This is a genomic window from Mesorhizobium sp. M0184 (genome assembly GCF_040322215.1).
In the GTDB taxonomy this organism is placed as follows: domain Bacteria; phylum Pseudomonadota; class Alphaproteobacteria; order Rhizobiales; family Rhizobiaceae; genus Mesorhizobium.
The window spans coordinates 448,741-472,922 of sequence record NZ_JAMYSZ010000001.1; the positions used below are offsets into that span (position 1 = coordinate 448,741).

21 protein-coding genes are annotated in these 24,182 nt (G+C 63.5%); 9 read left to right on the top strand and 12 right to left on the bottom strand.

Features of this window, described 5'->3' with window-relative positions:
• Positions 1–2: 2 nt before the first annotated feature.
• The 4 genes from NKJ23_RS02330 to NKJ23_RS02345 all read right to left on the bottom strand — a co-directional run bounded on the left by NKJ23_RS02330 (position 3) and on the right by NKJ23_RS02345 (position 4,806).
• Positions 3–1,214, bottom strand: a complete 1,212-nt coding sequence (locus tag NKJ23_RS02330; RefSeq protein ID WP_352677904.1) for an efflux RND transporter periplasmic adaptor subunit — start codon at positions 1,212–1,214, stop codon at positions 3–5.
• A 379-nt stretch (positions 1,215–1,593) separates the two neighbouring features.
• On the bottom strand, positions 1,594–2,724 hold the full coding sequence (locus tag NKJ23_RS02335) for a patatin-like phospholipase family protein (protein ID WP_352572011.1): 1,131 nt from the start codon (positions 2,722–2,724) through the stop codon (positions 1,594–1,596).
• A gap of 26 nt (positions 2,725–2,750) precedes the next feature.
• On the bottom strand, positions 2,751–3,533 hold the full coding sequence (locus NKJ23_RS02340) for a 3-hydroxybutyrate dehydrogenase (RefSeq protein ID WP_352677905.1): 783 nt from the start codon (positions 3,531–3,533) through the stop codon (positions 2,751–2,753).
• A gap of 184 nt (positions 3,534–3,717) precedes the next feature.
• Positions 3,718–4,806 (bottom strand): citrate synthase/methylcitrate synthase, encoded by a 1,089-nt coding sequence (locus NKJ23_RS02345; protein WP_352677907.1) that lies wholly within the window; start codon positions 4,804–4,806, stop codon positions 3,718–3,720.
• A gap of 92 nt (positions 4,807–4,898) precedes the next feature.
• On the opposite strand from NKJ23_RS02345, the gene NKJ23_RS02350 reads away from it, so the two are divergent.
• Positions 4,899–6,047, top strand: a complete 1,149-nt coding sequence (locus NKJ23_RS02350) for a citrate/2-methylcitrate synthase (protein ID WP_352677909.1) — start codon at positions 4,899–4,901, stop codon at positions 6,045–6,047.
• Between the two features lie 39 nt (positions 6,048–6,086).
• On the opposite strand, the gene NKJ23_RS02355 is transcribed toward NKJ23_RS02350, so the two are convergent.
• A complete protein-coding gene (locus tag NKJ23_RS02355; protein WP_352677911.1) occupies positions 6,087–6,740 on the bottom strand; it encodes a TetR/AcrR family transcriptional regulator in 654 nt (217 codons plus the stop codon).
• Positions 6,741–6,841: 101 nt separating this feature from the next.
• Here NKJ23_RS02355 and NKJ23_RS02360 point away from each other — a divergent pair, with 101 nt between their 5' ends.
• On the top strand, positions 6,842–7,288 hold the full coding sequence (locus tag NKJ23_RS02360) for a hypothetical protein (protein WP_352677913.1): 447 nt from the start codon (positions 6,842–6,844) through the stop codon (positions 7,286–7,288).
• A 109-nt stretch (positions 7,289–7,397) separates the two neighbouring features.
• Here the strand turns inward: NKJ23_RS02360 and phaR are convergent, their stop codons facing one another.
• A complete protein-coding gene (gene phaR / locus NKJ23_RS02365; RefSeq protein WP_352677915.1) occupies positions 7,398–8,006 on the bottom strand; it encodes a polyhydroxyalkanoate synthesis repressor PhaR in 609 nt (202 codons plus the stop codon).
• Positions 8,007–8,284: 278 nt separating this feature from the next.
• Here phaR and NKJ23_RS02370 point away from each other — a divergent pair, with 278 nt between their 5' ends.
• The 6 genes from NKJ23_RS02370 (at position 8,285) to NKJ23_RS02395 (ending at position 16,262) form a co-directional block, all read left to right on the top strand.
• Positions 8,285–9,472, top strand: coding sequence for an acetyl-CoA C-acetyltransferase (locus NKJ23_RS02370; RefSeq protein WP_352677916.1), 1,188 nt, complete (start codon positions 8,285–8,287; stop codon positions 9,470–9,472).
• Between the two features lie 90 nt (positions 9,473–9,562).
• Positions 9,563–10,288 carry an acetoacetyl-CoA reductase gene (phbB, locus tag NKJ23_RS02375; protein WP_352621506.1) on the top strand — a complete coding sequence of 242 codons (726 nt, stop codon included), beginning with the start codon at positions 9,563–9,565 and terminating at the stop codon, positions 10,286–10,288.
• Positions 10,289–11,018: 730 nt separating this feature from the next.
• Entirely contained in the window at positions 11,019–14,426 is a 3,408-nt protein-coding gene (locus tag NKJ23_RS02380; RefSeq protein WP_352677918.1) for a helicase-related protein, read from the top strand.
• Between the two features lie 12 nt (positions 14,427–14,438).
• Positions 14,439–14,825 (top strand): RNA-binding S4 domain-containing protein, encoded by a 387-nt coding sequence (locus tag NKJ23_RS02385; protein WP_023680553.1) that lies wholly within the window; start codon positions 14,439–14,441, stop codon positions 14,823–14,825.
• Positions 14,826–14,973: 148 nt separating this feature from the next.
• The gene (gene fdxA / locus NKJ23_RS02390; protein WP_023680554.1) at positions 14,974–15,312 is read left to right on the top strand and encodes a ferredoxin FdxA; all 339 of its coding nucleotides are present in this window, start codon (positions 14,974–14,976) and stop codon (positions 15,310–15,312) included.
• A gap of 368 nt (positions 15,313–15,680) precedes the next feature.
• Positions 15,681–16,262 carry a CarD family transcriptional regulator gene (locus NKJ23_RS02395; protein ID WP_006327799.1) on the top strand — a complete coding sequence of 194 codons (582 nt, stop codon included), beginning with the start codon at positions 15,681–15,683 and terminating at the stop codon, positions 16,260–16,262.
• A 78-nt stretch (positions 16,263–16,340) separates the two neighbouring features.
• Here NKJ23_RS02395 and NKJ23_RS02400 read toward each other — a convergent pair whose 3' ends face one another.
• From NKJ23_RS02400 to NKJ23_RS02410, 3 genes are all read right to left on the bottom strand, one after another.
• On the bottom strand, positions 16,341–17,111 hold the full coding sequence (locus tag NKJ23_RS02400; protein ID WP_352452513.1) for an amino acid ABC transporter ATP-binding protein: 771 nt from the start codon (positions 17,109–17,111) through the stop codon (positions 16,341–16,343).
• The gene (locus tag NKJ23_RS02405) at positions 17,108–17,788 is read right to left on the bottom strand and encodes an ABC transporter permease subunit (protein WP_352677920.1); all 681 of its coding nucleotides are present in this window, start codon (positions 17,786–17,788) and stop codon (positions 17,108–17,110) included. Before NKJ23_RS02405 ends, NKJ23_RS02400 begins: the two co-directional genes overlap by 4 nt.
• Before the next feature lie 122 nt (positions 17,789–17,910).
• Positions 17,911–18,684 (bottom strand): amino acid ABC transporter substrate-binding protein, encoded by a 774-nt coding sequence (locus NKJ23_RS02410; protein WP_352569613.1) that lies wholly within the window; start codon positions 18,682–18,684, stop codon positions 17,911–17,913.
• Between the two features lie 325 nt (positions 18,685–19,009).
• On the opposite strand from NKJ23_RS02410, the gene NKJ23_RS02415 reads away from it, so the two are divergent.
• Entirely contained in the window at positions 19,010–19,867 is an 858-nt protein-coding gene (locus NKJ23_RS02415) for an RNA polymerase factor sigma-32 (protein WP_023680558.1), read from the top strand.
• Positions 19,868–19,880: 13 nt separating this feature from the next.
• Here NKJ23_RS02415 and NKJ23_RS02420 read toward each other — a convergent pair whose 3' ends face one another.
• The 3 genes from NKJ23_RS02420 to thiP all read right to left on the bottom strand — a co-directional run bounded on the left by NKJ23_RS02420 (position 19,881) and on the right by thiP (position 24,012).
• Positions 19,881–21,350, bottom strand: coding sequence for a M48 family metalloprotease (locus NKJ23_RS02420; RefSeq protein WP_352677921.1), 1,470 nt, complete (start codon positions 21,348–21,350; stop codon positions 19,881–19,883).
• A 254-nt stretch (positions 21,351–21,604) separates the two neighbouring features.
• Complete coding sequence (gene thiQ, locus NKJ23_RS02425; protein WP_352452516.1) at positions 21,605–22,396, bottom strand: thiamine ABC transporter ATP-binding protein; 792 nt, start codon at positions 22,394–22,396, stop codon at positions 21,605–21,607.
• Positions 22,393–24,012 carry a thiamine/thiamine pyrophosphate ABC transporter permease gene (thiP, locus tag NKJ23_RS02430; protein ID WP_352677922.1) on the bottom strand — a complete coding sequence of 540 codons (1,620 nt, stop codon included), beginning with the start codon at positions 24,010–24,012 and terminating at the stop codon, positions 22,393–22,395. The genes thiQ and thiP overlap by 4 nt, the downstream gene beginning before the upstream one ends.
• Between the last annotated feature and the right edge of the window lie 170 nt (positions 24,013–24,182).

Sequence of the window (24,182 nt, forward strand, 5' to 3'; positions counted from 1 at the left end):
GATTACTGCGTCCCGGCCGTCGCTTCGCCCAACAGCTTTTGAATGGTCGCCTGGTCGGCTGCGACCGGCTTGACCACCTCGCCTTCCTTCACCAGCTCCTGGCCGGCGACGATAATGCGGGCGTCGGCCGCAATGCCGCCGAGCACCAGGCCGGTTGGCGTGTCGTCGACCAGATCGATCGGGAAGAACACGACCTTGTCATCCTTGTCGACGGCGCGGATGCCGAGGTCGCCCTTGTCGCCGAGCGTCACCACCGAGCGCGGCAGCATCACGGCGTCGGTCGGCTGGGCGCTGAGCGCGATTTCTGCCGTCATGCCGGCCGGTACGGACCCATCGGCATTGGGGATAGCGACTTCAACCCGAAAGGTACGGGTTGCCGAAGATGCATCCCGGCTGATGTAGCGCACCGTACCCTTGACGGTCTGGCCACTGACCAGGCGCACATTGGCTTCGTCACCGATCTTCAGATAGCCGAGATCGCGTTCGCTGACCTCGCCGCGGGCGATCACCGGATCGAGCTTGAGAATGGTCGCCACCTCGCCGCCCTGCATGACGGAACTGCCAAGCTCCACCGGCACCCGGTCGATGACGCCGTCGAAGGGCGCCTTCACCTCGTTGCGGTCGAGCTCGGCTTGCGCGGCGTCCAGTTGCGACTTGGCCAGCGTCAGGTTGGAACGGGCCGTATCGAGCTGCAGCTTGGGCAGATTGCCGGTTTTCATCAGCCGCAGGGCCGCAGCCAGCTCGGCCTCACGTTGCACAACAAGCTGCTTGGCGTTGTCGACCGCCGAGATCTTTTCCTCGGCGGCAAGCATCAGGATGAGGTCGCCGGTCTTGACGTGCTGACCCTGCTTGACCGGCAGCTTGTCGATGACGCCGGCGACGCGTGTCGCCAGGACGGCGCGCTTGTCGGCTTCGGTCAGTCCGGAAATGCGGATAGCGCGTGCATAGGTGCGCCGCGGCGGGGTTATGACCGCGACCGTGCGCAACGGCGCCTTGGGCTGTTCCGCCCCGGCAGTCCCCGGCTTGGCAGCCCCCTGTTTGCCAGTTTGGGGCTTGCCTGCGTCGGCTGTTTTGGGCTGCTCGACCTCTCCTGCCTTGGGCTTGTTGTCGGCGGACGCGCTGCCGACGGACGAGAACTCGCCTGTCGCCATCCAGCCGGCGAAACCGATGAGCACAACAATGGCTGCAAGCTTGTGAAACCTGAATTTCGGCATCGTCATTTTTTCCAGTGCGCGGGGTTCGGCCAGGCCGCATCTTCTACTTGGGGCGCGTCGCCGATATGGGTGCGCGCGAGGCCGTATTCAAATTGCCGTGATCGGCGAAGCGCGCTTCTACCTCAAAGTTGCGGCGCAATATAGTCAGAAAAGTTGATGGATTGTTGCTTTGTCCGCAAAGATGCGGCTGCAGCATCGGCTGTTGATCGCCAAAACAGCGGTATGGCAGCAAGTGTCAGGATGATTGGACAGATTGCGATGTCATCTGCTTTGCGGAGGAGCCAGACAAATCCAGGAAAAGTGTGAAACGGTTTTCCGTCGGAATTGCGTCAAAACAAAAAGATAGAGCGGTTCGGCGTTTCCGAAACGATGAACCCTTCTAGGCCGGACGGCGGGCGGCCTCGGGCTGCTTGCGCGCCGCAAGAAATTCCTTGACCCGCCGGCCCGGCGCCGGCCCGCGCACCGGCTTCAAGCCGTCGTCGAGTTCGCCGGACAGATCGATCGTCGGCCGCTTGCCGACGGCGTCATAATTTTCTTCCAGCCAATCACTGGCTGCGGTGCGGCCGAGGTCGCGCAGATAGGCAAGGAACGCCCATTCGGCATTGACCTTGGACGATGCCGACAGATCCTTGAACGCTTCGTCGGCATCGATGCGGTGCATGCGGATGTCGCGATATTCGCCGTGCGGCAATCGGCCGGCGGCGATCAGTTCCTTGACGAAGGCGATCGAGCGGAATTCGCGCAACAGCCCGGCGTTGAAGGTGATCTCGTCGATGCGGTTCTGGATCTCATTGGCGCTCTTCGGCGTCCCCTCGCGGACCACCGGATTGATCTGCACCAAGAGCACGTCCTCGGTGGCCGCCGTCTTGAAGAACGGGAACAGTGCCGGGTTGCCGCCATAACCGCCATCCCAATAGGGCACGCCCTTGATCTCGACGGCACGGAACAATTGCGGCAGGCAGGCCGACGCCATCACCGTGTCGAGGTCGATCTCGCCGTCCGAGAAGACCCGCAACTGGCCGGTCTCGACATTGGTAGCGGAAATGAACAGTTCCATCGACTTGCAGGCGCGCACATTGTCGAAATCGATCTCGCGTTCGACCACGTCGCGCAGCGGATTGATGGCGAGCGGATTGGCGACATAGGGCGAAAATACCCGAGACATCGTATCGAACAGGAAATAGCCGGGCGTGTTCTCGATCGACCAATTGCCCCAGGCGACGTCCCAAGGCATGCGCTGTACCGGGCTGAAGCGGCCCTTTGCCGCCACCGCACGCCAGAAATCGTCGAGCTTCCGCCGCGCGCCCTCGACACCGCCGCGGACAAAGCCGTCGGCCAGCGCCACGGCATTCATGGCGCCGGCGCTGGTGCCCGAAACCGCCGTTATGTCGAGGCGCCCGTCCTCGAGCAGCCGATCGAGCACGCCCCAGGAAAACGCCCCGTGCGAACCGCCGCCTTGCAGCGCGACATTGATCTTCTTTGGCTCTTCCGCCTTGCCATTTTTCGGCATGGCGTGGCCCTTGACCTCTGGAAGCCTCACTGAGCGGTCCAGCCGCCATCGACAGAGATGTGCGCGCCGTTGATCTGCGCCGCCGCATCCGAGCATAGGAACACCGCGGCCGCCGCAACCTGCTCGACGGTGACGAACTCCTTGGTCGGTTGCTTTTCGAGCATGACCTCACGGACCACCGTCTCGCGGTCCATCTTGTTGGCCTTCATCTGGTCGGGGATCTGCGCCTCGACCAGCGGCGTCAACACATAGCCCGGACAAATGGCATTGCAGGTGATCTTGTCGCGCGCCAGCTCCAGGGCGACAGTCTTGGTCAAGCCCATAATGCCATGCTTGGCCGAGACATAGGCCGACTTGAACGGCGAGGCGACAAGGCCGTGGGCCGAGGCGACGTTGACGATCCGGCCGCCACCGGCCTGTTTCATCAACGGGATGGCGGCTGCGATGGTGTGGAAGGCCGATGACAGGTTGATGGCGATGATCGTATCCCATTTCTCGATCGGGAAGCTTTCGACCGGCGCGACATGCTGGATGCCGGCGTTGTTGACCAGGATGTCGACCGAGCCGAATGCCTCGGCTGCCTTCGCCACCAAAGCCCGGCACTCGGCCGGCTTCGACATGTCGGCTTTGACATAGGCGGTCTTCACCTTGTGGTGCTTCGCGATTGCGTCGGCGATGGCGTGATCGTCGGCGGTGTCGGAAAAGGAATTGACGACGACGTTGCAGCCTTCGGCCGCGAGCGCGTGAGCAATGGCCAGGCCGATGCCCGAGGTGGAACCGGTGATGATGGCGGTTTTTCTGGCGGTCAAGGCGGCTTTATTCCTTTCGAGGCGGGCTCCCGTGGAACCATGCTGCACTGCAGCATATAGGCTCTCTGTCACCCAAGAACAGCGGATTTGTGGAGCAATGGCATGAAATTTTTGTCATGTAGACCGCTCTCGTCCCCTAAGAGAGGTCGTTGCCTCGTTTCGCAAAGCATACGCTGAAAGCTCGTCAGGCGACGAGGTCCGGCACCGTCCCGATATAGCGCGACTGCGGCCGGATCAGCCGTCCGCTCGTCTGCTGCTCGCGCGCATGGGCAATCCAGCCGGCGACGCGCCCGGCAGCAAAGACATTGGTGAACGCCTCTTTCGGAAAGCCCGCCGCTTCCAGCAGGAGCGCTGTGAAGAACTCGACATTGGTCTGGAGCGAGCGCGACGGCTTGGCGATGCGAAGCACTTCGAGCGCCGCTTGCTCCACGCTTTCGGCAAACGCCAGCCGGTGGCCGGCTTCGCCCTTGGCGCCGAGCTGCCGCACCACCGCTTTCAGCACGTCGGCACGCGGATCGCGCACACGGTAGATGCGATGCCCGAAGCCCATGATGCGGCGGCCGCGCGCGATCTCGTCGCGCAGCCAGCCGGCGGCGTCGCCATTCGCCTCGATCGCATCCAGCATCTCGATCACCGGACCTGGCGCGCCGCCATGCAGCGGCCCCTTGAGCGCTCCGAGCCCGGCCAGCACCGCCGAAGTAAGCCCGGCCTGCGTCGAGGCGACCACGCGCGTGGCGAAAGTCGATGCGTTGAGGCCGTGGTCGCAAACCGTCACGAGATAGGCATCGAGCGCCTTCGCCAATTTAGGCAAGGCCGCAATGCCGGTCAGCATCCGCAGCATGTCGGCGGCATGATCGGCCTTGCTATCGGGCGCAATCGGGCTTTCGCCGCGCTGCAGGCGCAGCAAGGCCGGCGTCAGCACGGCGGGTGCCGCTACCAGCCGCAGCGCGTCCGGCAATTTGCCGCCGTCCGGCAGCAGGGCAATACCGGCGCGCATCGCGCTGTAGATATCGACCGATGCGAGAAACGGCAGCAAGGGTTTGATCTGCTCGAACACTTCGCTGCGCGCCCGACCGATCGCGTTCGCCAGTTCCCTGCCGCCCGGAAGATCGTCGAAAAAGCCGTTGAACAGCAGATGAACCACCTCGGCGTATTTCCAGCGGCCTGCCAGGTCGGGCAACGAATGGCCCTGGATGGTCAGGCGGCCACCAAGACCGTCAACATCGGAGAGCACCGTTTCCGCCGCCACCACATCATCGAGCCCATTCGCCATTGGTTTTCTCCTTGACCCTTTCCGGGCGGTAGATAAGGGTTGGCGACTGGACCATCAATCTTGATCAATGGAATCAACATGACAGGGCTGACATGACGGAGTGGCTGACGCGGGACGAAGCCCTGGAGCGTCTCAGGGTGCGCGCCCAGACGCTCTATGCCTATGTCAGCCGCGGACGCATCGGCATGCGGCCGGATGGGGCCGATCCACGCCGCAGCCAGTATCGCGCCGACGACATCGCGGCGCTGGCGAGCCGCCGGGCGCGCGGCCGAAATCCCCAGGCAATCGCCGAAAGCGCGATTGCCTGGGGTGAGCCGGCGATCGCCACCACGATCTCGACCGTTTTGCACGGCCGCCTCGTCTATCGCGGCCAGGATGCGGTCACGTTCTCCGAGACTGCCACGCTGGAGCAGACGGCAAACCTGCTTTGGGCATCTGGCGCACCAGTGTCGTTCGGGTCGGCGAGCCGCCATGGCAACGGCGCAACTGGCCGGCCGGCTGCCTTCGCGGAATTGGCCGCGTTGGCGGCCAACGGCCGGCCCTCCCTTGGCCGCAGATCGGCTTCGCTCAACCACGATGCGGCCGGCGCCATCGCCGCTCTGGCCCAGGCGCTCGGCGCGGTTCGCGGAAGCGGTGCCGTGCATGAAAGGCTGGCGCAGGGCTGGTCCCTCGATGCTGCCGGCACAGACTTGATCCGCCGCTCGCTCGTGCTGTTGGCCGATCACGAACTGAACGCATCGACCTTCGCCGCGCGGGTCGCCGCGTCGACCGGTGCACCTGTTTCGGCCTGCCTGCTTGCCGGCCTCGCCACGCTCTCCGGGCCGCGCCATGGCGGCGCCGCGGAGGCGGTCATGATGCTGGCGGAGGATGCGCAGAGATTGGGCCCGGATGCAGCTGTCGGACGCTGGCTCGGTCACGACAGGCCGCTGCCCGGATTTGGCCATCCGCTTTATCCCGACGGCGATCCGCGTGCGGAACCGTTGCTGACCGCGATAGATGTCGACGATGGGCTGCTACGGCTTTGCAATGCGGCCTTTGCGGCAACGGGCATGCGCCCGAACGTCGATTTCGCTTTGGCCGCGCTGACGCGCGGTCTCCGTTTGCCGTCCGATGCGCCGTTCCGCCTGTTCGCGCTCGGCCGCGGCGTCGGCTGGGCCGCGCATGCCGTGGAGCAGGTGACAAGCAGCGGCCTGATCCGGCCGCGCGCCCGCTACCAGGGACCGCTGCCGGAGTTCAACTAGCTGGCGGCGCAATCTCGGCCTTTTTTGGGGGCTGGCGGACTAAGCTTTAGATGGAATAGTCATCCGGCTCATGAAAAGTCGGAGAGCCCGCTGCGCGGCCAGGGCTGGCGGCTCGGACGGATGCCATTCCCGGAAATGACCATCGATCGCCATGCGTGCCAACCCGTAAACGAGTGCACGCGCGGCAAGCACAAGATGATCAAAGGCGGTGTCGGGAGCAAGCCGACCCTGTTGTTGCGCTTGCGTCAGCAAGTCGATCATCGTCCGCCGAATAGCCTCATTCTGATCACGAAGGCTGTCCGACCCTTCAAAATCAATCAGGGTTCGGGAACTGATGATCTGGAAATGCGTGGGGTTGGTAATTGCCCATTCCAGATAGCCTTGTCCGATTGCTTCGAAGGCCTCAATGGGATCTGCACTGTCGATTTTCGACTGCGCCTTGGCAACAGCCTTTGTCAGCCGATCCATGGCCTGTTCGGCGACTGCGGTTAGCAGCGCTGTTTTCGATCGAAAATGCCGGAATGGTGCGCCGGGTGAAACGCCGGCACGTTTTGCGGCCTCGCGTACGGACACATGCTCGCCTCCCCGTTCCTCGATGATCTCCACGGTTGCCGTGATCAAGGCCTCGACGAGATTGCCGTGATGATATCGCTTGGCATCTCCGGCTTCGTCGGAATCAGTAGTCTTGGTCATCTCAGCCAAATAGCACGAGAGCGAAATGTAATCACTGATTATTTCCCTTGTGTTCAAGCGCTGCGTATGTAATCAATGTTTACATCGCAACGGAGGTTACCATGTTTCGCATCACCGCAACGACTGCCCTCGCTTTCTCCTTATTGTCGCTCGTATCTGCCGAGGCCGAGGATCGGCCCACCCTGGAAGTCGTCTGGCCGACGGCAGGTTCAGTTGTGGAACTGGGCAATGCTCCTGAGAAGGCGATTGGCGTTGTCGTCAGGAGCAACTTCAGGCTGCTCCCTGCGGGTGAGTGCGGGGAAATCAAGCAATGCGGCCACGTGCATATGAAGATCGATCCCAACGGAGACACCTGCAACATCCCCGGCAAGCCGTACAACAGCATGAACAGCGACTTTGGCGGTGATCTTATCAAGGCGCGTTTCGGCCATTGCCCGGATGCCGCCGGCAGACACGTGATCGGCGTGCTTCTTGCCGATGATCATCACCGGCCCATTCTAGTAGACGGCAAACCTGTTACCGCCTTGGTGACGGTGACCACGAAATAGGGGATGCCACGAAATAGAGCATGGATGACATCTTCACCTTCGAGGCGAAGATGTTTTCTGACACGGGCCTGCTGAGGGAAATTTGGGCCGGCGCTTCGCCGGCCGGCAGTCACGACATCGTGTCGAGCTTGCGCTGCATCGCGGCGATCTGGTCCTTCAGCTCCTGAAGGTCGTCTGGTTTTTCCGATGTTTCTTTCTTGGCCGGTTCGGGTGGTGCTGCTGCCGGCGCAGAGCCCGCGGGCGGGAACGGCGTGAACAGCCGCATGGCGTTCTGGAACATTTCCATGTTGCGCCGCGTCTGCTCCTCCAGCACCTTGATCGGCGTGGCGATCTTCATCATGTCCATCGGCGACTTGCCGAGGGCATCTTTCATCTGCTCGCGAAAGCGTTCCTGCTCCTTAGAGAAGGCCAGCATCGACTGCTCGAGAAAGCTCGGCACGATCATCTGCATCTGGTCGCCGTAATAGGCGATGAGCTGACGCAGGAACGGGATCGGCAGCATGTTCTGCCCGTCCTTGTTCTCCAGCTCGAAGATGATCTGGGTCAGTACCGGATGCGTGATGTCGTCACCGGTCTTGGCGTCCTGGACAGTAAAGTCCTCGCCTTTTTTGACCATTTCAGCGAGATCCTCGAGCGTCACATAGGTGCTGGTGCCCGTATTGTAGAGACGGCGATTGGCATATTTCTTGATAACAATAGGTTCGTCTTTTGCGGCCATCTGCATCCTCCCCGGACACCGGCCAGCTTAAGTAAGCCGCCGGTAACGATTGCGCCTTTTTAAAGGATATGCGCAAAAGCGTCATGAATCCAAGCAGTTTGTGCAGTGCGGGAACATTTTATGCTGCGCAGCACGGACGGGCCGCCGTTGCAGCGACGGGCGGCATGCTTGCGGCAGTGGGACGCCATGCCCATTTCGGGTTTGACTCGGGTTGTGGAAAGGGCAAGAAAAGTCTCCGACGGCACCCGAAATCGTTCCCCGAAAGCCTGGAGAAGAACATGTCCGCTTCCAACGCCATCGTTGTCGCCAGTGCAGCGCGCACGCCCGTCGGCTCCTTCAACGGCGCCTTCGCCAACACGCCAGCCCATGAATTGGGTGCCGTCGCCGTCAGGGAAGCGCTTGTCCGTGCCGGCGTCGACGGCAAGGAGGTGGACGAGGTCATCCTCGGCCAGATCCTGACCGCGGCTCAAGGGCAGAACCCGGCGCGGCAGGCGGCAATGGCTGCCGGCGTACCGCAGGAGGCGACCTCCTGGGGCCTGAACCAGCTCTGCGGCTCGGGCCTGCGCGCCATCGCGCTCGGCATGCAGCAGATCGCCCAGGGCGACGCGAGGATCATCGTTGCCGGCGGCCAGGAATCGATGTCGATGGCTCCGCATGCGCAACATCTGCGCGGTGGCGTCAAGATGGGCGACTTCAAGCTGATCGACACCATGATCAAGGACGGCCTGACCGATGCCTTCTACGGCTATCATATGGGCAACACCGCGGAGAACGTCGCCCGCCAGTTCCAGATCACCCGCGACGACCAGGACCAGTTCGCACTGGCTTCCCAGAACAAGGCCGAGGCCGCGCAGAAAGCCGGAAAATTCAATGACGAGATCGTTGCCTTTACAGTCAAGGGCAGGAAAGGTGACACCGTAGTCGACCAGGATGAATACATCCGCCACGGCGCGACAATCGATGCCATGACCAAGCTCAAGCCGGCGTTCGACAAGGAAGGCACGGTGACGGCAGCCAATGCCTCCGGCATCAACGACGGCGCCGCCGCCGTGGTGCTGATGACCGAAGCGGAAGCCGCAAGGCGCGGCATCACACCTCTGGTGCGTATCGTTTCCTGGGCGACCGCCGGTGTCGACCCGCAGATCATGGGGACGGGACCGATCCCCTCCTCGCGCAAGGCGCTGGCCAAGGCCGGCTGGTCGGTTGGCGACCTCGATCTGGTCGAAGCCAACGAGGCCTTTGCCGCACAGGCCTGCGCCGTCAACAAGGACATGGGCTGGGATTCGGCCATCGTCAACGTCAATGGCGGCGCCATCGCCATCGGCCATCCGGTCGGCGCCTCGGGCGCCCGCATCTTCAACACGCTGGTCTACGAAATGCGCCGCAGAGGTGCCAGGAAAGGTCTTGCCACGCTGTGCATCGGCGGCGGCATGGGTGTTGCCATGTGCGTGGAAGCAATGGGATGAATGGCAAATTGTGAATGGTGAATGGAAGGAGGGCTTACGCAATAACCATTCCCCATTCACCATTCACCATTCACTCTGGGAGGGAAACGCATGACAAAGGTTGCAATCGTCACAGGCGGGTCGCGCGGCATCGGCGCGGCGATATCGGTCGCCTTGAAAAGCGCCGGCTATTCGGTCGCCGCAAACTACGCCGGCAATGAAGAAGCGGCGGCAAAGTTCAAGGCCGCGACCGGCATCCCGGTCTATAAATGGTCCGTCGCCGATTACGAGGCCTGCGCCGCCGGCATCAAACAGATCGAAGCCGATCTCGGTCCCGTCTCGGTGCTGGTCAACAATGCCGGCATCACTCGCGACGCGATGTTCCACAAGATGACGCGCGAGCAATGGAAAGAGGTCCTCGACACCAACCTTTCCGGCGTCTTCAACATGACGCATCCATTGTGGGGCGGCATGCGCGACCGCAAGTTCGGTCGCATCATCACCATCTCCTCGATCAACGGCCAGAAAGGCCAGGCCGGCCAGGTCAATTATTCGGCCTCGAAGGCCGGCGATATCGGCTTCACCAAGGCACTGGCCCAGGAAGGCGCGCGCGCCGGCATCACCGTCAACGTCATTTGCCCCGGCTACATCGCCACCGAGATGGTCAAGGCAATGGACGAGAAGGTCCTCAACGAGCGCGTCATCCCGCACATCCCGGTCGGCCGTCTCGGCGAGCCGGAGGAAATCGCGCGCTGCGTCGTCTTCCTCGCTTCCGACGATGCCGGTTTCATCACCGGCTCGACCATATCAGCCAATGGCGGCCAGTACATCGCCTGATCGTTTATCTTTACGTTGAGACAGATACGCGCTTGGACGAACGGGCCTGCAAAACGGCCCGTTTCTATAGCGGTCTTCCCGTTGCCAGATCTCGATGCAGCACGCTGCCCCAATCCGGCACGCAAAGGTTAACGGCAAACTCGCAGCCTGTGCAAAAGCCGTCCGGCAGCCTGTGGGTTTTCGGTGGAAAAGCTGTTCACGACACAACATGTTGCAGTGAACAAACCAAGAAACTTCGGCTATCGCTGATTCGTCGCCGATTCGTTCCGGCTTTGAGCGGAACGTTAACGGCGAGAGCTGAAAACACCCTCGAAATGATTAAAGCGCGTTAGGAAACATCAATAATTTCATAATGTTGTGCGAAGCAGATTGGCCAGCCACGACCATTCACCGGCAAAGGTTAACCGCAGTGCTCGCTTGGATGCCACTTGCATAAATCGGGCCAGTTTCCGTGATTCAGCATGTGGTGAGGTACGCCGACAGAAAACCCAGATGTAGCCGTGAACAAACCCTGAATCAGCGCGAGTCAGTGATTCGTCGCTGATTCGTTCCAGACTCGTTCCAACTGTTAATTGGGAACAGATTTTCTGGCTTCGAACCAACCAATCGGCCTCCCTCGGCACATTCCGCTTTCGCTTCGCGCCCGAAATCCCTATGTGTCGCCTGTCATACGCGGCCAATATGGGCGCGCTTCCGACAATGCGAGGCAGAGAGCCTTATTTCCAGGCCGATGAACATCCATCCGAAACACACTGAACCGCTGATCCTGTCGGGTCGAGACGTGACGGCCGTGCTCGGCCCGACCAACACCGGCAAGACCCATCTCGCCATCGAACGCATGGTGGCGCACGAAAGCGGCGTCATCGGCCTGCCGCTCAGGCTGCTTGCCCGCGAGGTCTATACGCGCGTCTGCGAGAAGGTCGGCGCCCATAAGGTGGCGCTCATCACCGGCGAGGAAAAGATCCAGCCGGCGGGCGCGAAATACTCGGTCTGCACCGTGGAAGCGATGCCGCGCGAGACCGACGCCGCCTTCGTTGCCATCGACGAGGTCCAGCTCGCCGGCGATCTCGAACGCGGCCACATCTTCACCGATCGCATCCTGCATCTGCGCGGCCGCCAGGAGACGCTGCTGCTGGGCGCGGCCACCATGCACGGCATCCTGCAGCGCCTGCTGCGGGGCGTGTCGGTGGTGACGCGACCACGCCTGTCGCATCTTGCCTATGCCGGCTCGAAGAAGCTGACCCGCCTGCCGCGGCGCACCGCGATCGTCGCCTTCTCGGCCGACGAGGTCTATGCCATCGCCGAGCTGATCCGCCGCCAGCAGGGCGGTGCTGCCGTCGTGCTCGGCGCACTCAGCCCGCGCACCCGCAACGCCCAGGTGGCGCTGTTCCAGTCGGGCGACGTCGACTACCTCGTCGCCACCGACGCCATCGGCATGGGCCTCAACCTGGACCTCGACCACGTCGCCTTCGCCCAGAATCGCAAATTCGACGGCTACCAGTACCGCAACCTGACGGCGGCCGAGCTCGGCCAGATTGCCGGCCGCGCCGGCCGGCATCTGCGCGACGGCACCTTCGGCGTCACCGGCCAGGTCGATCCGCTGGATGATGAACTGGTCAACAAGATCGAGGCGCATGATTTCGATCCGGTGAAAGTGCTGCAGTGGCGTACCGCGCATTTCGATTTCGCCAGCCTCGATGCGCTGAAGCGCTCGATCGAGACCAACGCCCCGGTAGAAGGCCTGACGCGCGCACTGCCGGCAGTAGACGCGCAGGCGCTCGAGCATCTGTCGCGCGACGAGGACATCCGGGCACTCACCACCGATGCCAGGCGCGTGGCGCTGCTGTGGGAAGCCTGCGCGCTGCCCGACTACAGGAAGATCGCGCCGGCCCAGCATGCCGACTTGATCGCCTCCATCTACATGGACCTTGCCAGGCATGGCCATGTCGACGAGAACTACATGGCCGAGCAGGTGCGCCGTGCCGACACAACCGAAGGCGACATCGACACGCTGTCGCACAGGATTGCCCAGATCCGCACATGGACCTTCGTCTCCAACCGGCCCGGCTGGCTGGCCGATCGGGCACACTGGCAGGAAAAGACGCGCGAAATCGAAGACAGATTGTCGGATGCGCTGCATGAGCGGTTGACGAAACGTTTTGTAGACCGCAGGACTTCCGTCCTCATGCGGCGCCTTAGAGAAAACACGATGCCTGAAGCCGAAATCAGCCCAACCGGAACCGTCCTCGTCGAAGGCCATCACGTCGGCGAGTTGCAGGGTTTCCGCTTCACCGCCGACCAGAGCGCCGGCGGCGAGGATGCCAAGGCGGTGCGGGCGGCGGCGCAGAAGGCGCTTGCCGCCGAGTTCGAAGCGCGGGCCGAGCGTTTCGGCGCCTCTGCCAATGGCGACATTGCGCTGGGTTCGGATGGCACGCTGCGCTGGATCGGCGCCCCGATCGGCACGTTGGTTGCCGGCGAAGACGCTTTGAAGCCGCGTCTCGTTCTGCTCGCCGACGAGCAACTCGCCGGCCCGGCACGCGACAAGGTTGCGGCGCGCGCCGAGCGCTTCGTCAACTTCCAGATCGAATCCTTGCTGAAGCCGCTGGTCGATCTCAAGAATGCCGAGCAGATCACCGGCATCGGCCGCGGCATTGCTTTCCAGCTTGTCGAGCATCTCGGCCTCATCAACCGTCGCGACATCGCCGACGAGATGAAGTCGCTCGACCAGGAAGGCCGCGCGGCGCTTCGCCGTCTCGGCGTGCGCTTCGGCGCCTACCATGTCTTCGTGCCGGCGCTGATCAAACCGGCGCCGGCCGGGCTGATAACGCTGCTGTGGGCGCTGAGAAACGACGGCAAGGACAAGCCCGGCTTCGGCGATGTCGTTCACGCACTGGCCTCCGGCCGCACCTCGGTGGTCATCGATCCGACCTTCGACAAGACCTTCTACAAGCTTGCCGGCTACCGCAATCTTGGCCGGCGTGCTGTACGCGTCGATATTCTCGAACGGCTGGCCGACCTGATCCGGCCGGCGACCAACTGGAAGCCGGGCCTCGGCCCTCGCCCCGACGGCGCCTATGACGGCCAGTCCTTCATGGTGACGCCGCCGATGATGTCGATTCTCGGCGCCACCGCCGACGACATGGAAGAAATCCTGAAGGGACTCGGCTATCGCGCCGATGCCAAACCGGCGGCCGAGGTCAAGGCGCGGCTCGACGCACAGGACAATGCCGCGCGTGAAGCTGCCGCTGCAAAGCAGGCGGCGGAAGAGGCTGCGCGAGTCGAGCAGGCGAGGATGGCGGAAGCAGCTGCCGCGGCAGAGCCGCCGGCGGAGGCTTCGGAACCTGTGTCGGATGCGGCTCCTGTTGCGGAGGCGGCGGCCGAAGCTGTGAGCGAAGCGACGGCAGAGCCTGTCGCGGAAGCTCCAGCCCCTGAAGCTGCGGCAGAAGTCACGCAAGAGACCCGGCCCGCCGCGGAGGCGACTGCTGAAGCGCCTGCGGAACCAGCGGCCGAGCCAAGGGCGGAACTTGGGGCGGAAACTGAGGCTGCGGCATCGGCAGAACCGCCGGTTTCCGACACTACGGAAGCATCGCCGGCCGAACCTGCAGCGACGGCGGAAGCCGTCGCCGGCGAAGCTGCTCCAGAAGCGGAGGAGCCAAAACCTGTCCTGTTATGGCGGCAGGGTCGTTTCGACCAGCGCCCGCGTCATCGCCAGCATGACAACCGCCCCCGGGACAATCATCGGGACAATCGCGCGCGCAATGGTCAAGCTGCGCCGGGCGGCCGCAGCGATGCGCCGGCAGATGCCGGCGGGCAACCGACGCCGGGCGACCGGCCCGCCCGTCAGGGGCGCCACGACCAGCGCGACGGCGCCGGCAAGCCACGCTTCGACCGCAGCAAGTTCAAGCCCAGGCCGCAAGGCGAGGCGGCAGAACAGCGCGCCGGCAAGCCGCAAGCCGAACGCCCGGACCGGCGCGAAAACCGGCCCGACTGGAAGGCTGGCCGGCAGGACGGCAAAGGCGGCGCCCAAGGCGCAAAACCCGCCTTCCAGCCAAAGCCGCGTGAGGAACGCCCGGTCCGCTTCGACCCGGACTCGCCCTTCGCCAAGCTCGCCGCGTTGCGCGACCAGCTGAAGAAGTAAGCTGCTCGTCCGATGGTCACTGATGCCCGCCAGCGCATCGACAAGTGGCTGTTCTTCTCGCGCGCGGTAAAATCGCGCACGCTGGCAGCCAAGCTGGTCGTCGCCGGACGCGTCCGCATCAATCGCGACAAAGCAGCGCAGGCCTCCGATACGGTCCGGCCGGGCGACGTTTTGACCATCACGCTGGAGCGGCGGATCTTCGTCTGGAAAGTCCTTGGCACCGGCGTACGGCGTGGCCCGGCCGAAGAGGCCCGCCTGCTCTACGAGGACATGTCGCCGCCCCCCGCGCCCAAGGGCGAGGCGCTTCCGGATGCGGTGCCGCCGTTGCGCGAGGCCGGCAGCGGTCGCCCGACCAAGAAGGAACGCCGCCAGACCGACCACCTGCTCGGCGACGATTGAGCAAGGTCGAACGCCCGCTTTGCCGGCCTTCCGGAATTCCATTCCGGAAACCGCGGCACCGCTGGCAGGGGCCGCCCTTGCCACCAGCGGACAAAGGCGTTACCTCACCAAAAAAGCCCAACAAAATGGGACGTCCCGGAGCCGACCAATGACCTATGTCGTGACCGACAATTGCATAAAATGCAAATACATGGACTGCATCGAGGTCTGTCCGGTCGACTGCTTCTACGAAGGTGAGAACATGCTCGTCATCCACCCGGACGAGTGTATCGATTGCGGTGTCTGCGAACCGGAATGCCCGGCCGACGCGATCAAGCCCGACACTGAGTCGGGCCTCGACAAATGGCTGCAGATCAACACCGAATATGCCGACAAATGGCCCAACATCACCGCCAAGAAGGAGCCGCCGGCCGACGCTAAAAATTTCGATGGCGAAACTGGCAAGTTCGAGAAATATTTCTCCGCGGAGCCCGGCGAAGGCGACTGACGAGCCTGCCGGCTGCGGCGGCCTGACGCCGCGTAACAGACGTGATACATTAACTGCCTTGACAGGCGGCGACGGCGCGCGGCCTTCGCGCGTGCAGCAAAACCTTGATTCTTCCGACTTTTTGTGTTATATGAGCCAAACATGCCGGTGACACAACGTCGATTTATGGCGCAAACGCCCCAAATCACTGAAAGGTGAATTTCTCAATCCGGACCAGAGCGATCTGGGGCAGGCGGTCGCAATGTTGCGATTTGCCGGTCCTGGCCTTTCCGGTGAGTTCATCGTTGTGTGGCTAAGGACCGGTCACCCCGGTCGCACGAGTTCGGGCCGGCACGATGCCGGTACCACAACAAGGAGTTCAGGGCGTAATGGCAACGATCACCCCGCAGAAGAAGTCCACCGCAGCGCGCCACGGTTTCAAGACCGGCGAGTACATCGTCTATCCGGCGCATGGTGTCGGCCAGATCGTCTCGATCGATGAGCAGGAAGTCGCGGGCCACAAGCTGGAGCTGTTCGTCATCGACTTCCAGAAGGACAAGATGCGCCTCAAGGTGCCGGTCGCCAAGGCGACCTCGATCGGCATGCGCAAGCTGTCGGAAGAGGATTATGTCGAGCGCGCGCTGAAGGTCGTGCAGGGCCGCGCCCGCGTCAAGCGCACCATGTGGTCACGCCGCGCCCAGGAATATGATGCCAAGATCAACTCCGGCGATCTGATCTCGATCTCGGAAGTGGTGCGCGACCTTTACCGCGCCGATAACCAGCCGGAGCAGTCCTATTCCGAGCGCCAGCTCTACGAGGCGGCGCTTGACCGCATGGCCCGCGAGATCGCGGCCGTCAACCGCATGTCGGAGACCGAAGCGGTGCGCCTCATCGAGGTGAACCTCAATAAGGGCCCCAAGCGCGGCGCTAAGGCCGACAACGAGGAAGCCGAGCAGGAAGAAGCCGCCTGAGCTTTTTTGCTTTCGAATTCAGAAAAACCCGGCCTTGCGCCGGGTTTTTTTGTCTTAGCTGACCGGCGACGGGCATATCTAACCTTCGCCGCCCTCCCTTTCCGCCTCGTGCTTCAGCGTGGCGATGAACCGCTTGGTCCGCTGGCGTTCCGGGTTGCTGAACAGCACCGCGGCCGGGCCTTGTTCGACGATGTTGCCGGCATCGAGGAACACCACTTCCCGCGCGATCTTCGAGGCGAGCCGCAGATCATGCGTCGCCATCACCATGGTCGTGCCCTCGCTGGCGAGCTTGCCGAGCACGTCGACCACCTCCTGCGCCAGTTCCGGATCGAGTGCCGAGGTCGGCTCGTCGCAGAGCAGGACCTTCGGCGAAGGCGCCAGAGCCCGGGCAATCGCCACGCGCTGCTGCTGGCCACCTGACAGCGTCGCCGGCCAGGCATCGGCCTTGTGCGCCATGCCGACCTTTTCGAGCAGGGCCAGCGCCCGTTCGCGCGCCCTCTCCTTGGGCCATTTCAGCACCGTCACCAGCCCCTCCATGATGTTCTCGATCGCAGTGCGATGCGGAAACAACTGGAAATTCTGGAACACCATGCCGGTCTGCAGCCGCAGTCGCTGGATATCCCTGGTCGAGACCCTGCCGCCGGGGTGGAATTCGAGTGCATCGTCGCCGATCCGTACCGTGCCTGAAGTCGGCAGCTCGAGCAGGTTGATGCAGCGCAAAAGCGTGCTCTTCCCTCCGCCCGACGGCCCGACAAGCGCCGTAACGCTGCCTTCTTCGATGGTGACGGTCACGCCCTTCAGCACCAAATTGTCGCCGAAACGCTTTTCGATGTTGGTGAGGCCGATCACGAGCGCGCCTCCAGGAAGCCGCCATAGCGGTTCAGCCTTGTTTCCAGCCGGGCCTGCAAGGCCGACAGCACGGAGCTCATGATCAGATAGAGGGCCGCTGCCTCGACATAGAGGATCAGCGGCTCATAGGTGGTGGCGACGATGCGCTGCGCTGCCTGGAACATCTCCGGCACGGTGATGGCGGCGGCGAGCGAAGTGTCCTTGACCAGCGAGATGAAGGTGTTGGACAGCGGCGGCACGGCGACGCGCCCCGCCTGTGGAAGAATGGTGCGCCGCATTGCCTGGGCCCAGGTCATGCCGATCGAATAGGCCGCTTCCCACTGGCCCTTCGGCACCGAACCAATGACGGCGCGGATGATTTCCGACGAATATGCGCCGATGTTCAAGGTGAAGCCGATCAGTGCTGCCGGAAAGGCGTCGAGCAGGATGCCGACCGATGGCAGGCCGTAGAAGATAAGGAACAGTTGCACGAGAAGCGGCGTGCCGCGGAATATCCAGACGTAGAAGCGGACCACGGCGACCAGCGGCTTGGGACCGAACAGCCGGACAAGCGCCACAACCAGGCCTAGGACAAGACCGAATGCAAACGACAGCAGCGTCAACGGCACGGTGAAGATCAGTGCAGCCCACAGCAGCGTAGGCAGGGATTCCAGCATCAATTGCAGCCAGTGCGGCACGAAGGCTCCTCCTTGCCAGATTGCCGTCGCTCATATCACGCGAAAGCGGCGGGCCGTCAAAAGACAGCTCGCCGCGATACGAACGACGGGGGCCGGCATTCGGCCCACACGAGAAAGCCGTTTTACTTCGAAACGTCCTGGCCGAAATAGGTGTCGGCGATTTTCTTGTAGGTGCCGTCGGCCTTGATGTCGGCCAGCGCCTTATTGATGGCGGCCACCAGTTCCGGATCGCCCTTGCGTACGATGACGCCGGAATAGTCGGCGTTTTCTTCCTGCGCGGCAATCTTCACATTGGCGTCGGGCTTGTGCTTCTTGAAGTCGAGGAAGGACAGGCTGTCGTTGATGGTGGCGTCGGCGCGGCCGGTAAGAAGCAGCTGGATCGACTGGTCGAAGCCGTCGGTGCCGACGAGTTCGGCGCCGTTGGTTTCAGCCAGCTTGCCGAAGTTCGAAGTCAACGACTGCGCCGCCTTCTTGCCCTTGAGATCGGCGAAACCCTTGATGTCGGTGTTGTCGCCGCGCACGATCAGCACTGCCTTGGAGGCGATGTAAGGATCGGAGAAATCATATTTGGCCTTGCGCGCCTCTGTGATGCCGACCTCGTTGATGACGGCATCGTAGCGGTTGGCGTCGAGACCGGCGATCAGCCCGTCCCATTTGCCTTCGAGGAACTGGGCCTTGACGCCGAGGCGCTCGGCGATGGCCCGCGCGATCTCGACGTCGAAGCCGACCAGCGCGCCGGAAGCATCATGATAGGTGAAGGGCGCATAGGTTCCTTCCGTGCCGACCTTGAAGACGCCGGCCTGCTTGATCTGGTCGAGATTGGCGCCGGCATGACTGGCGGCGATGGCCAGAACCTGCAGCGTTCCGGCGATGATGAGCGATTTGAGCCATTTCATTTTTCTGTGATCCCGTCCTTGGCCGGTGTCCGGCGTCATTGCGAGTGCCGGAAAATGACAGATGCGCGATGCCAGAATAAGAAACTAAATTTCAAAAATCTCGCGCCCTTGAAATCCAATTCTCAACCAGCATCTCCCTGCGCCATCCGGCTGAGTCAAGGCCGGTGGCGAATCGCCTGGAACAGCGCAATCGACATGACAGTCCGGGGGAACATTCCCCCGCATGGCACGTTCTTCGCTGTTGTAGGGCGCGGCGCCGCCATTTCAACCATCGGCGCCAACTCACGATTCGATCGCACCGCAACGCCTGGAGCAGGAGCGCGGCATGATGGAAGACAGTGCAGGACGGACCATGGTTCGCGCGGCGATGAAAGCCCCTTATCTGGAACGTGACGAAGAGCATCTCCTGGCGCTGCGCTGGAAGGAAAACAATGACCAGCACGCGCTGCACCGCATCACCGTCGCGCATATGCGGTTGGTCATTTCCATGGCGTCGCGGTTTCGCCACTACGGCCTTCCGCTGGGCGACCTGATCCAGGAAGGCCATGTCGGGCTGCTGGAGGCAGCGGCCCGTTTCGAGCCCGAGCGCGAGGTGCGGTTCTCGACCTACGCGACTTGGTGGATTCGCGCCTCGATGCAGGACTATATCCTGCGCAACTGGTCGATCGTGCGCGGCGGCACTAGCTCGGCGCAAAAGGCGCTGTTCTTCAACCTGCGGCGTCTGCGCGCCCGCTTGGCAAACGGCGCCGAGCAGATGTCGAATGCCACGCTCTACCGCGAAGTGTCGGCGGCTCTCGGGGTATCGGAGGCCGATGTGGCGATGATGGATTCCCGCCTTTCGGCGCCGGACAGCTCGCTCAACACGCCGCTAGCCGACGATGCGGGCGCAACCGAGCGGATGGAGTTCCTGGTTTCGGATGACCCGCTGCCCGATGAGGTCGTCGGCGATACGATCGACGTCGAACGCCGCTCGGTGTGGCTGAAGACGGCACTCGGCGCTCTCAATGCGCGCGAGCTCAGGATTATCGAGGAACGCCGGCTGAGCGACGAGGGCGCGACGCTCGAAGCGCTCGGCGAGACGCTCGGCATCTCCAAGGAACGTGTCCGGCAGATTGAGGCGCGCGCCATGGAAAAGCTCAAGGCGGCGCTGGTAAAGCAGAATCCGGAATTTCTCGCAGCCTGAATCGCGTCGGCTGCTATTTGTCGGTGACGATCTTGACCTTGTCGCCGGCCGAAACCGCGGCACCCGGCGACAGCGCGTTGAGCACCCTGAACAAATCCAGCTTGCGGTCGACGCCGACCATCTGTGCGGCCAGGGAGCCCATTGTCTGGCCGGGCTGCACCGTGACGATGCGGATACGCAGTGGCTTCAGTGCTGCCTTCTCGGCAGCACTCAGGATGCGGAACGAGCCGCTGACCGAGCGCGCCACCGTGCTCAGCGAGGTGCTGGCCGAAGGTGCCGCGGTCAGCAAGCGGTAGACCTGGCCGCCGGCGCGGATCACCGCAATATCGAATTGCCAGCCATCGGCGCCGGCATGCGCGGTTGCCGCTTCGTTGCCGTTGATCGTCTCCTGGCGCACGCTGCTGTCGTCGAGGCCGGCAACCCAACCGCTGCGGATGTAGTCGGTCAGCGAGCGGTTCTTGTCGATCGAAACGCCGTCGAAGCGGATCGCCATGTCGTCCGGGCCGGTCGCCGTCACCGCCGCCGCCGAATTGTCGATGACGAAGCCGTTGGGCACCGAGAACGACACGCCGAGGCCAGGGTGCAGGAAGGTTTCGCCGCGCACATAGCCTTCCTCCGGCGTGTCGCCGTAAAGCAGCCCGTCTACGCCGGCAAGAAATGAATCGCGGTCGCGCGACCCGACACCGGGCGCGCCGAACTGGCGGGCGTGGCGCTGCGCGAGGTCTATACGCTGCGGCGTGTTGGGGTGCGTCGCCAGGAAGTCGAGGCTGGCGTCGGTAGCGCCGCTGATTGAGCGGAAATCGGTATAGGCCGACATCGACTGCAGGAAGCGGCCGGCGGCGTAGGGATCGAAACCGGCTTCGCCGATCGACTTGATGCCGATGGCGTCGGCCTCCAGCTCCTGATTGCGCGAGAACTGGGCCAGCCTCAGCTTGCCGCGGATCAGCGCCGCCTTGGCCGTCGGGTTGTCGCCGAGCACATCCGAAACGACCTTGGTCGCCAACCCCTCCTCGGCTTCCAGCTGCTGGCGCTGCAGGCCGTGGTTGGCCGTAACGTGGCCCATCTCATGCGCGATGACGGCGGCAAGCTCGGCGGAATCGTTGGCCAGCGCCAGCAGCCCGCGGGTGATGTAGAGATAGCCGCCCGGCAGCGCGAAGGCATTGACGTTGGGCGAGTTGAGGATGGTGATGCGGTAGGTCTGGGTTGGGTTGGCCGACACCACGGTCAGTCTGCCGACGATCTTGGCCACCATGCGCTCGAGCTTGGGGTCGGAATACTCGCCGCCATAGGTGGCGAGGATGCGCGGGTGCTGCGCCTTCGCCAGTTGAGCGAGCTTGCCGTTGGCGGCGACATTGTCGACCGTGATCGGCTTGTCTGAGGGCTGAAAGCCTGATTCCTGCACGTCGGGAGGCGTGAACATCTGGCAGCTTGCCAGCGCCACGGCGAGACCGGCCAGCGCCAGAAAGCGCGCCAGCGGTTTCACCCTCCGATTGTCGATGCCGGTCGGCAGATCGGCTTCCTTTCAAGTCCTGGCACGTGACCGCGAAAATCGGGCGCGATTTCCGGAAAGCATCACGCGCAAAATCAAGTGCTACGGCGTCCTTCGTGCGTCCGACAGATACGAGGCAGCAAGGGCAAATCACGGTCTAGGCCGGACCAGCTCCTGGCGGACCTAGCCACACTACCTCGACCATGGCAAGCAAGCGCCGCTTCGCCTTCCGCCGGTTTGACCATAAATTATGTCCGCTTCCGGGCAACATCTCGTGATCCAACCGCAAACGGACCCGAGCCGATATAGCGTCGGAATGCCTCCGGTCCAGCCCCGACGAAAAAATCGGCCGCGGTGCCCGTCGCGGCAACCGTGCCACCATCCAGGAAAACCATGTTTTGGCCGATACGGCGCGCATCGTCCGGCTGGTGCGTGACGAATAGCACCGTCATGCGCTGCTCCGAATGGACGTCGGCCACCAGGTCGAGCATGTCGTCGCGCAGTGCCGGTCCGAGCGAAGCGAACGGCTCGTCGAGCAACAACACCGGCCGGTCGCGCACCAGGACCCGGGCGAGCGCGACGCGCTGCCGCTCGCCGCCGGAGAGTTCGCGCGGCAGCCGGCTTTCCTTGCCGGCAAGGCCGACGCGCTTCAGCGCTGCGGCGATTGCGGCGCGGTCAGCCTCGCTCAGCCTGAGCGAAGGCGAGCGGCCGAGCCCGACATTCTGCTCGACGGAAAGATGGGCAAACAGGTTGTTTTCCTGGAACACCATCGATACCGGCCGCGCTGATGGCGGCGCAGTGCTGACGTCGGCGCCGCCGATCAGCACGCGGCCTGACCGCGGCGTCTCGAAGCCGGCCACCAGATTGAGCAGCGTCGACTTTCCCGAACCGCTCGGCCCCATAATGGCGGTGATTTCCGACGCCGGGAAATCGACATCGAATATAAGCGGCGTTTCACCATAGCTGAACGAGACATTATCGAGTCGTACGGCCGCGCCTTTTTCCACCGAAATGGACCGTTCCGGGCTGGTCGGCATCATGATTTCTCGCCCCTTCCCAGCCAGTCCGCGGCCAACACCAGCGCCAGGCAGACAAGGCCGAGCAGCAGCGCCAGGCCGGCGGCATCCTCGGTGCGGTAACTGCCCATGCGCGCCAGCAGCAGATAGGGCAAGGTCTGCACGGAATCGCTGCCGAACAGCGCAATGACGCCGAGATCGCCGAGCGACAGCGCCATGGCGAAAGCGAAGCCGGTGGCGAGCGGCCGCCGCAGCGACGGCCAGTCGACCAGCCGCAACCGGTTCCAGCCCGAGATACCAAGCTGTGCGCAGAGCCGTTCGTGGCGTTCGCTCGCCGCGTCATAGGCAGGGCGGATGGCGCGGATGGCGAACGGCATCGCCATCACCGCATTGACCGCAACCACCATGACAGGGGCAATCGCAAAGACATCGCCGACGGTGCGCAAGAGCAGGAACCAGCCGGCGCCGATGACGATGGGCGGCACCACCAGGACGAACCCCGCACCGGTGTCGGCCAGATGTTCGAGCAGTGTCCGCCGGCCCTGCCGCCGGGTGAGCGCCAGCGCCCGGCGCGCCATGACCAGCGACAGCGACAACGCCACAGAGAGCAGCGCCGATAGGAGGGAGAGCACGGCACTGGTCGCCGTCGCTTGCCGCACCGCGCTCTCGCCGGCCAGGCGGCCGAGATCGGCGCCAAGCCCGGCTGCCAACGTGGCCGCCATCGGCCCGGCGACAAACAGCAGTGCGAGCCCGATCGCCAATGCGTTCAGCACGGTCTCGGCCGCACCGGCTGAAAAATACCGGCGCGGCGCCACCGGCAGATTGGCATCCCCGACCATATTGGCGCCGAGCCGCGTCAAGGCCAGCACGACGACGAAGGTCAGGGCAATCTGCAGCAGGGTCAGCGTCACCGCCCGCGCCGGGTCGAAGTCAAAACGCAGCGCCTGGTATATGGCAACCTCGAGCGTCGTCGCGCTGGGTCCGCCGCCGAGCGTAAGCACGATGGTGAAGGAGGTGATGCACAGCATGAAAACGAGCCCGGCAACGCCGGGCAAGACCGCACGCAGCGGTGGCCATTCGATCAGCCGGAAGGCCGGCGCAGCACCCATGCCAAGCTGGCTCGCCAGCCGCCATTGGTCGGCCGGCACGGTCTGCAACGCCTCCAGGAACAGCCGCGTCGCTAGCGGCAGGTTGAAGAAGACATGGGCGACGAGTATGCCCGACAGGCCATAGATGCCGGGCCAGCTCTGGCCGCCTAGCGCGCCCAGCGTGCCGGCAAAATAGCCGGCGCGGCCATAGAGCGCCAAGACACCGAGTGCGGCAACAATGGCCGGCAGCGCCAGCGGCACGGCGAAAAGCTGCAGGATGAAGCCTCGCCCGAAAAGCTGTGGATGCCGCGACAGTGCACGCGCGACAAACAGCGCCGGTGCGACGGAGAGCAGGGTCGACAGCAGAGCCTGCCAGAGCGTGAAACGGACGACGCGCAAGAGATAGGAATCGAAAGCGGCGGCGGCGCCGGACAGGTCGCGTGTGGCTTCGACGACGAGCCCGGCGAATGCACCGCCGATCAGCAGCGCGATGGCGGCGAGCGCGACGATGCCGGCAGTGACGCGGGGATCGGCCGGATGACGCGTACGCATGTCGCGCTACCCGACGCTACGACAGGTGTTGATCGAAGGAAACACCTGACAATGGCCGAGCCCACCCCCCTCTGGCCTGCCGGCCATCTCCCCCTCAAGGGGGGGGATTGCGCACTCAGCCGCCTTCGCCAATCTCACAAGTGGCAGGACGAGGAGAGGCGACAAAGCTG

Excerpts from the sequence above, each read along its gene's own strand:
- NKJ23_RS02330 (WP_352677904.1), bottom strand. The coding sequence starts at position 1,214 with ATGCCGAAATTCAGGTTTCACAAGCTTGCAGCCATTGTTGTGCTCATC.
- NKJ23_RS02335 (WP_352572011.1), bottom strand. The coding sequence starts at position 2,724 with ATGCCGAAAAATGGCAAGGCGGAAGAGCCAAAGAAGATCAATGTCGCG.
- NKJ23_RS02345 (WP_352677907.1), bottom strand. The coding sequence starts at position 4,806 with ATGGCGAATGGGCTCGATGATGTGGTGGCGGCGGAAACGGTGCTCTCC.
- NKJ23_RS02350 (WP_352677909.1), top strand. The coding sequence starts at position 4,899 with ATGACGGAGTGGCTGACGCGGGACGAAGCCCTGGAGCGTCTCAGGGTG.
- NKJ23_RS02355 (WP_352677911.1), bottom strand. The coding sequence starts at position 6,740 with ATGACCAAGACTACTGATTCCGACGAAGCCGGAGATGCCAAGCGATAT.
- NKJ23_RS02360 (WP_352677913.1), top strand. The coding sequence starts at position 6,842 with ATGTTTCGCATCACCGCAACGACTGCCCTCGCTTTCTCCTTATTGTCG.
- phaR (WP_352677915.1), bottom strand. The coding sequence starts at position 8,006 with ATGGCCGCAAAAGACGAACCTATTGTTATCAAGAAATATGCCAATCGC.
- NKJ23_RS02370 (WP_352677916.1), top strand. The coding sequence starts at position 8,285 with ATGTCCGCTTCCAACGCCATCGTTGTCGCCAGTGCAGCGCGCACGCCC.
- phbB (WP_352621506.1), top strand. The coding sequence starts at position 9,563 with ATGACAAAGGTTGCAATCGTCACAGGCGGGTCGCGCGGCATCGGCGCG.
- NKJ23_RS02380 (WP_352677918.1), top strand. The coding sequence starts at position 11,019 with ATGAACATCCATCCGAAACACACTGAACCGCTGATCCTGTCGGGTCGA.
- NKJ23_RS02385 (WP_023680553.1), top strand. The coding sequence starts at position 14,439 with ATGGTCACTGATGCCCGCCAGCGCATCGACAAGTGGCTGTTCTTCTCG.
- fdxA (WP_023680554.1), top strand. The coding sequence starts at position 14,974 with ATGACCTATGTCGTGACCGACAATTGCATAAAATGCAAATACATGGAC.
- NKJ23_RS02395 (WP_006327799.1), top strand. The coding sequence starts at position 15,681 with ATGGCAACGATCACCCCGCAGAAGAAGTCCACCGCAGCGCGCCACGGT.
- NKJ23_RS02410 (WP_352569613.1), bottom strand. The coding sequence starts at position 18,684 with ATGAAATGGCTCAAATCGCTCATCATCGCCGGAACGCTGCAGGTTCTG.
- NKJ23_RS02415 (WP_023680558.1), top strand. The coding sequence starts at position 19,010 with ATGATGGAAGACAGTGCAGGACGGACCATGGTTCGCGCGGCGATGAAA.
- thiQ (WP_352452516.1), bottom strand. The coding sequence starts at position 22,396 with ATGATGCCGACCAGCCCGGAACGGTCCATTTCGGTGGAAAAAGGCGCG.
- thiP (WP_352677922.1), bottom strand. The coding sequence starts at position 24,012 with ATGCGTACGCGTCATCCGGCCGATCCCCGCGTCACTGCCGGCATCGTC.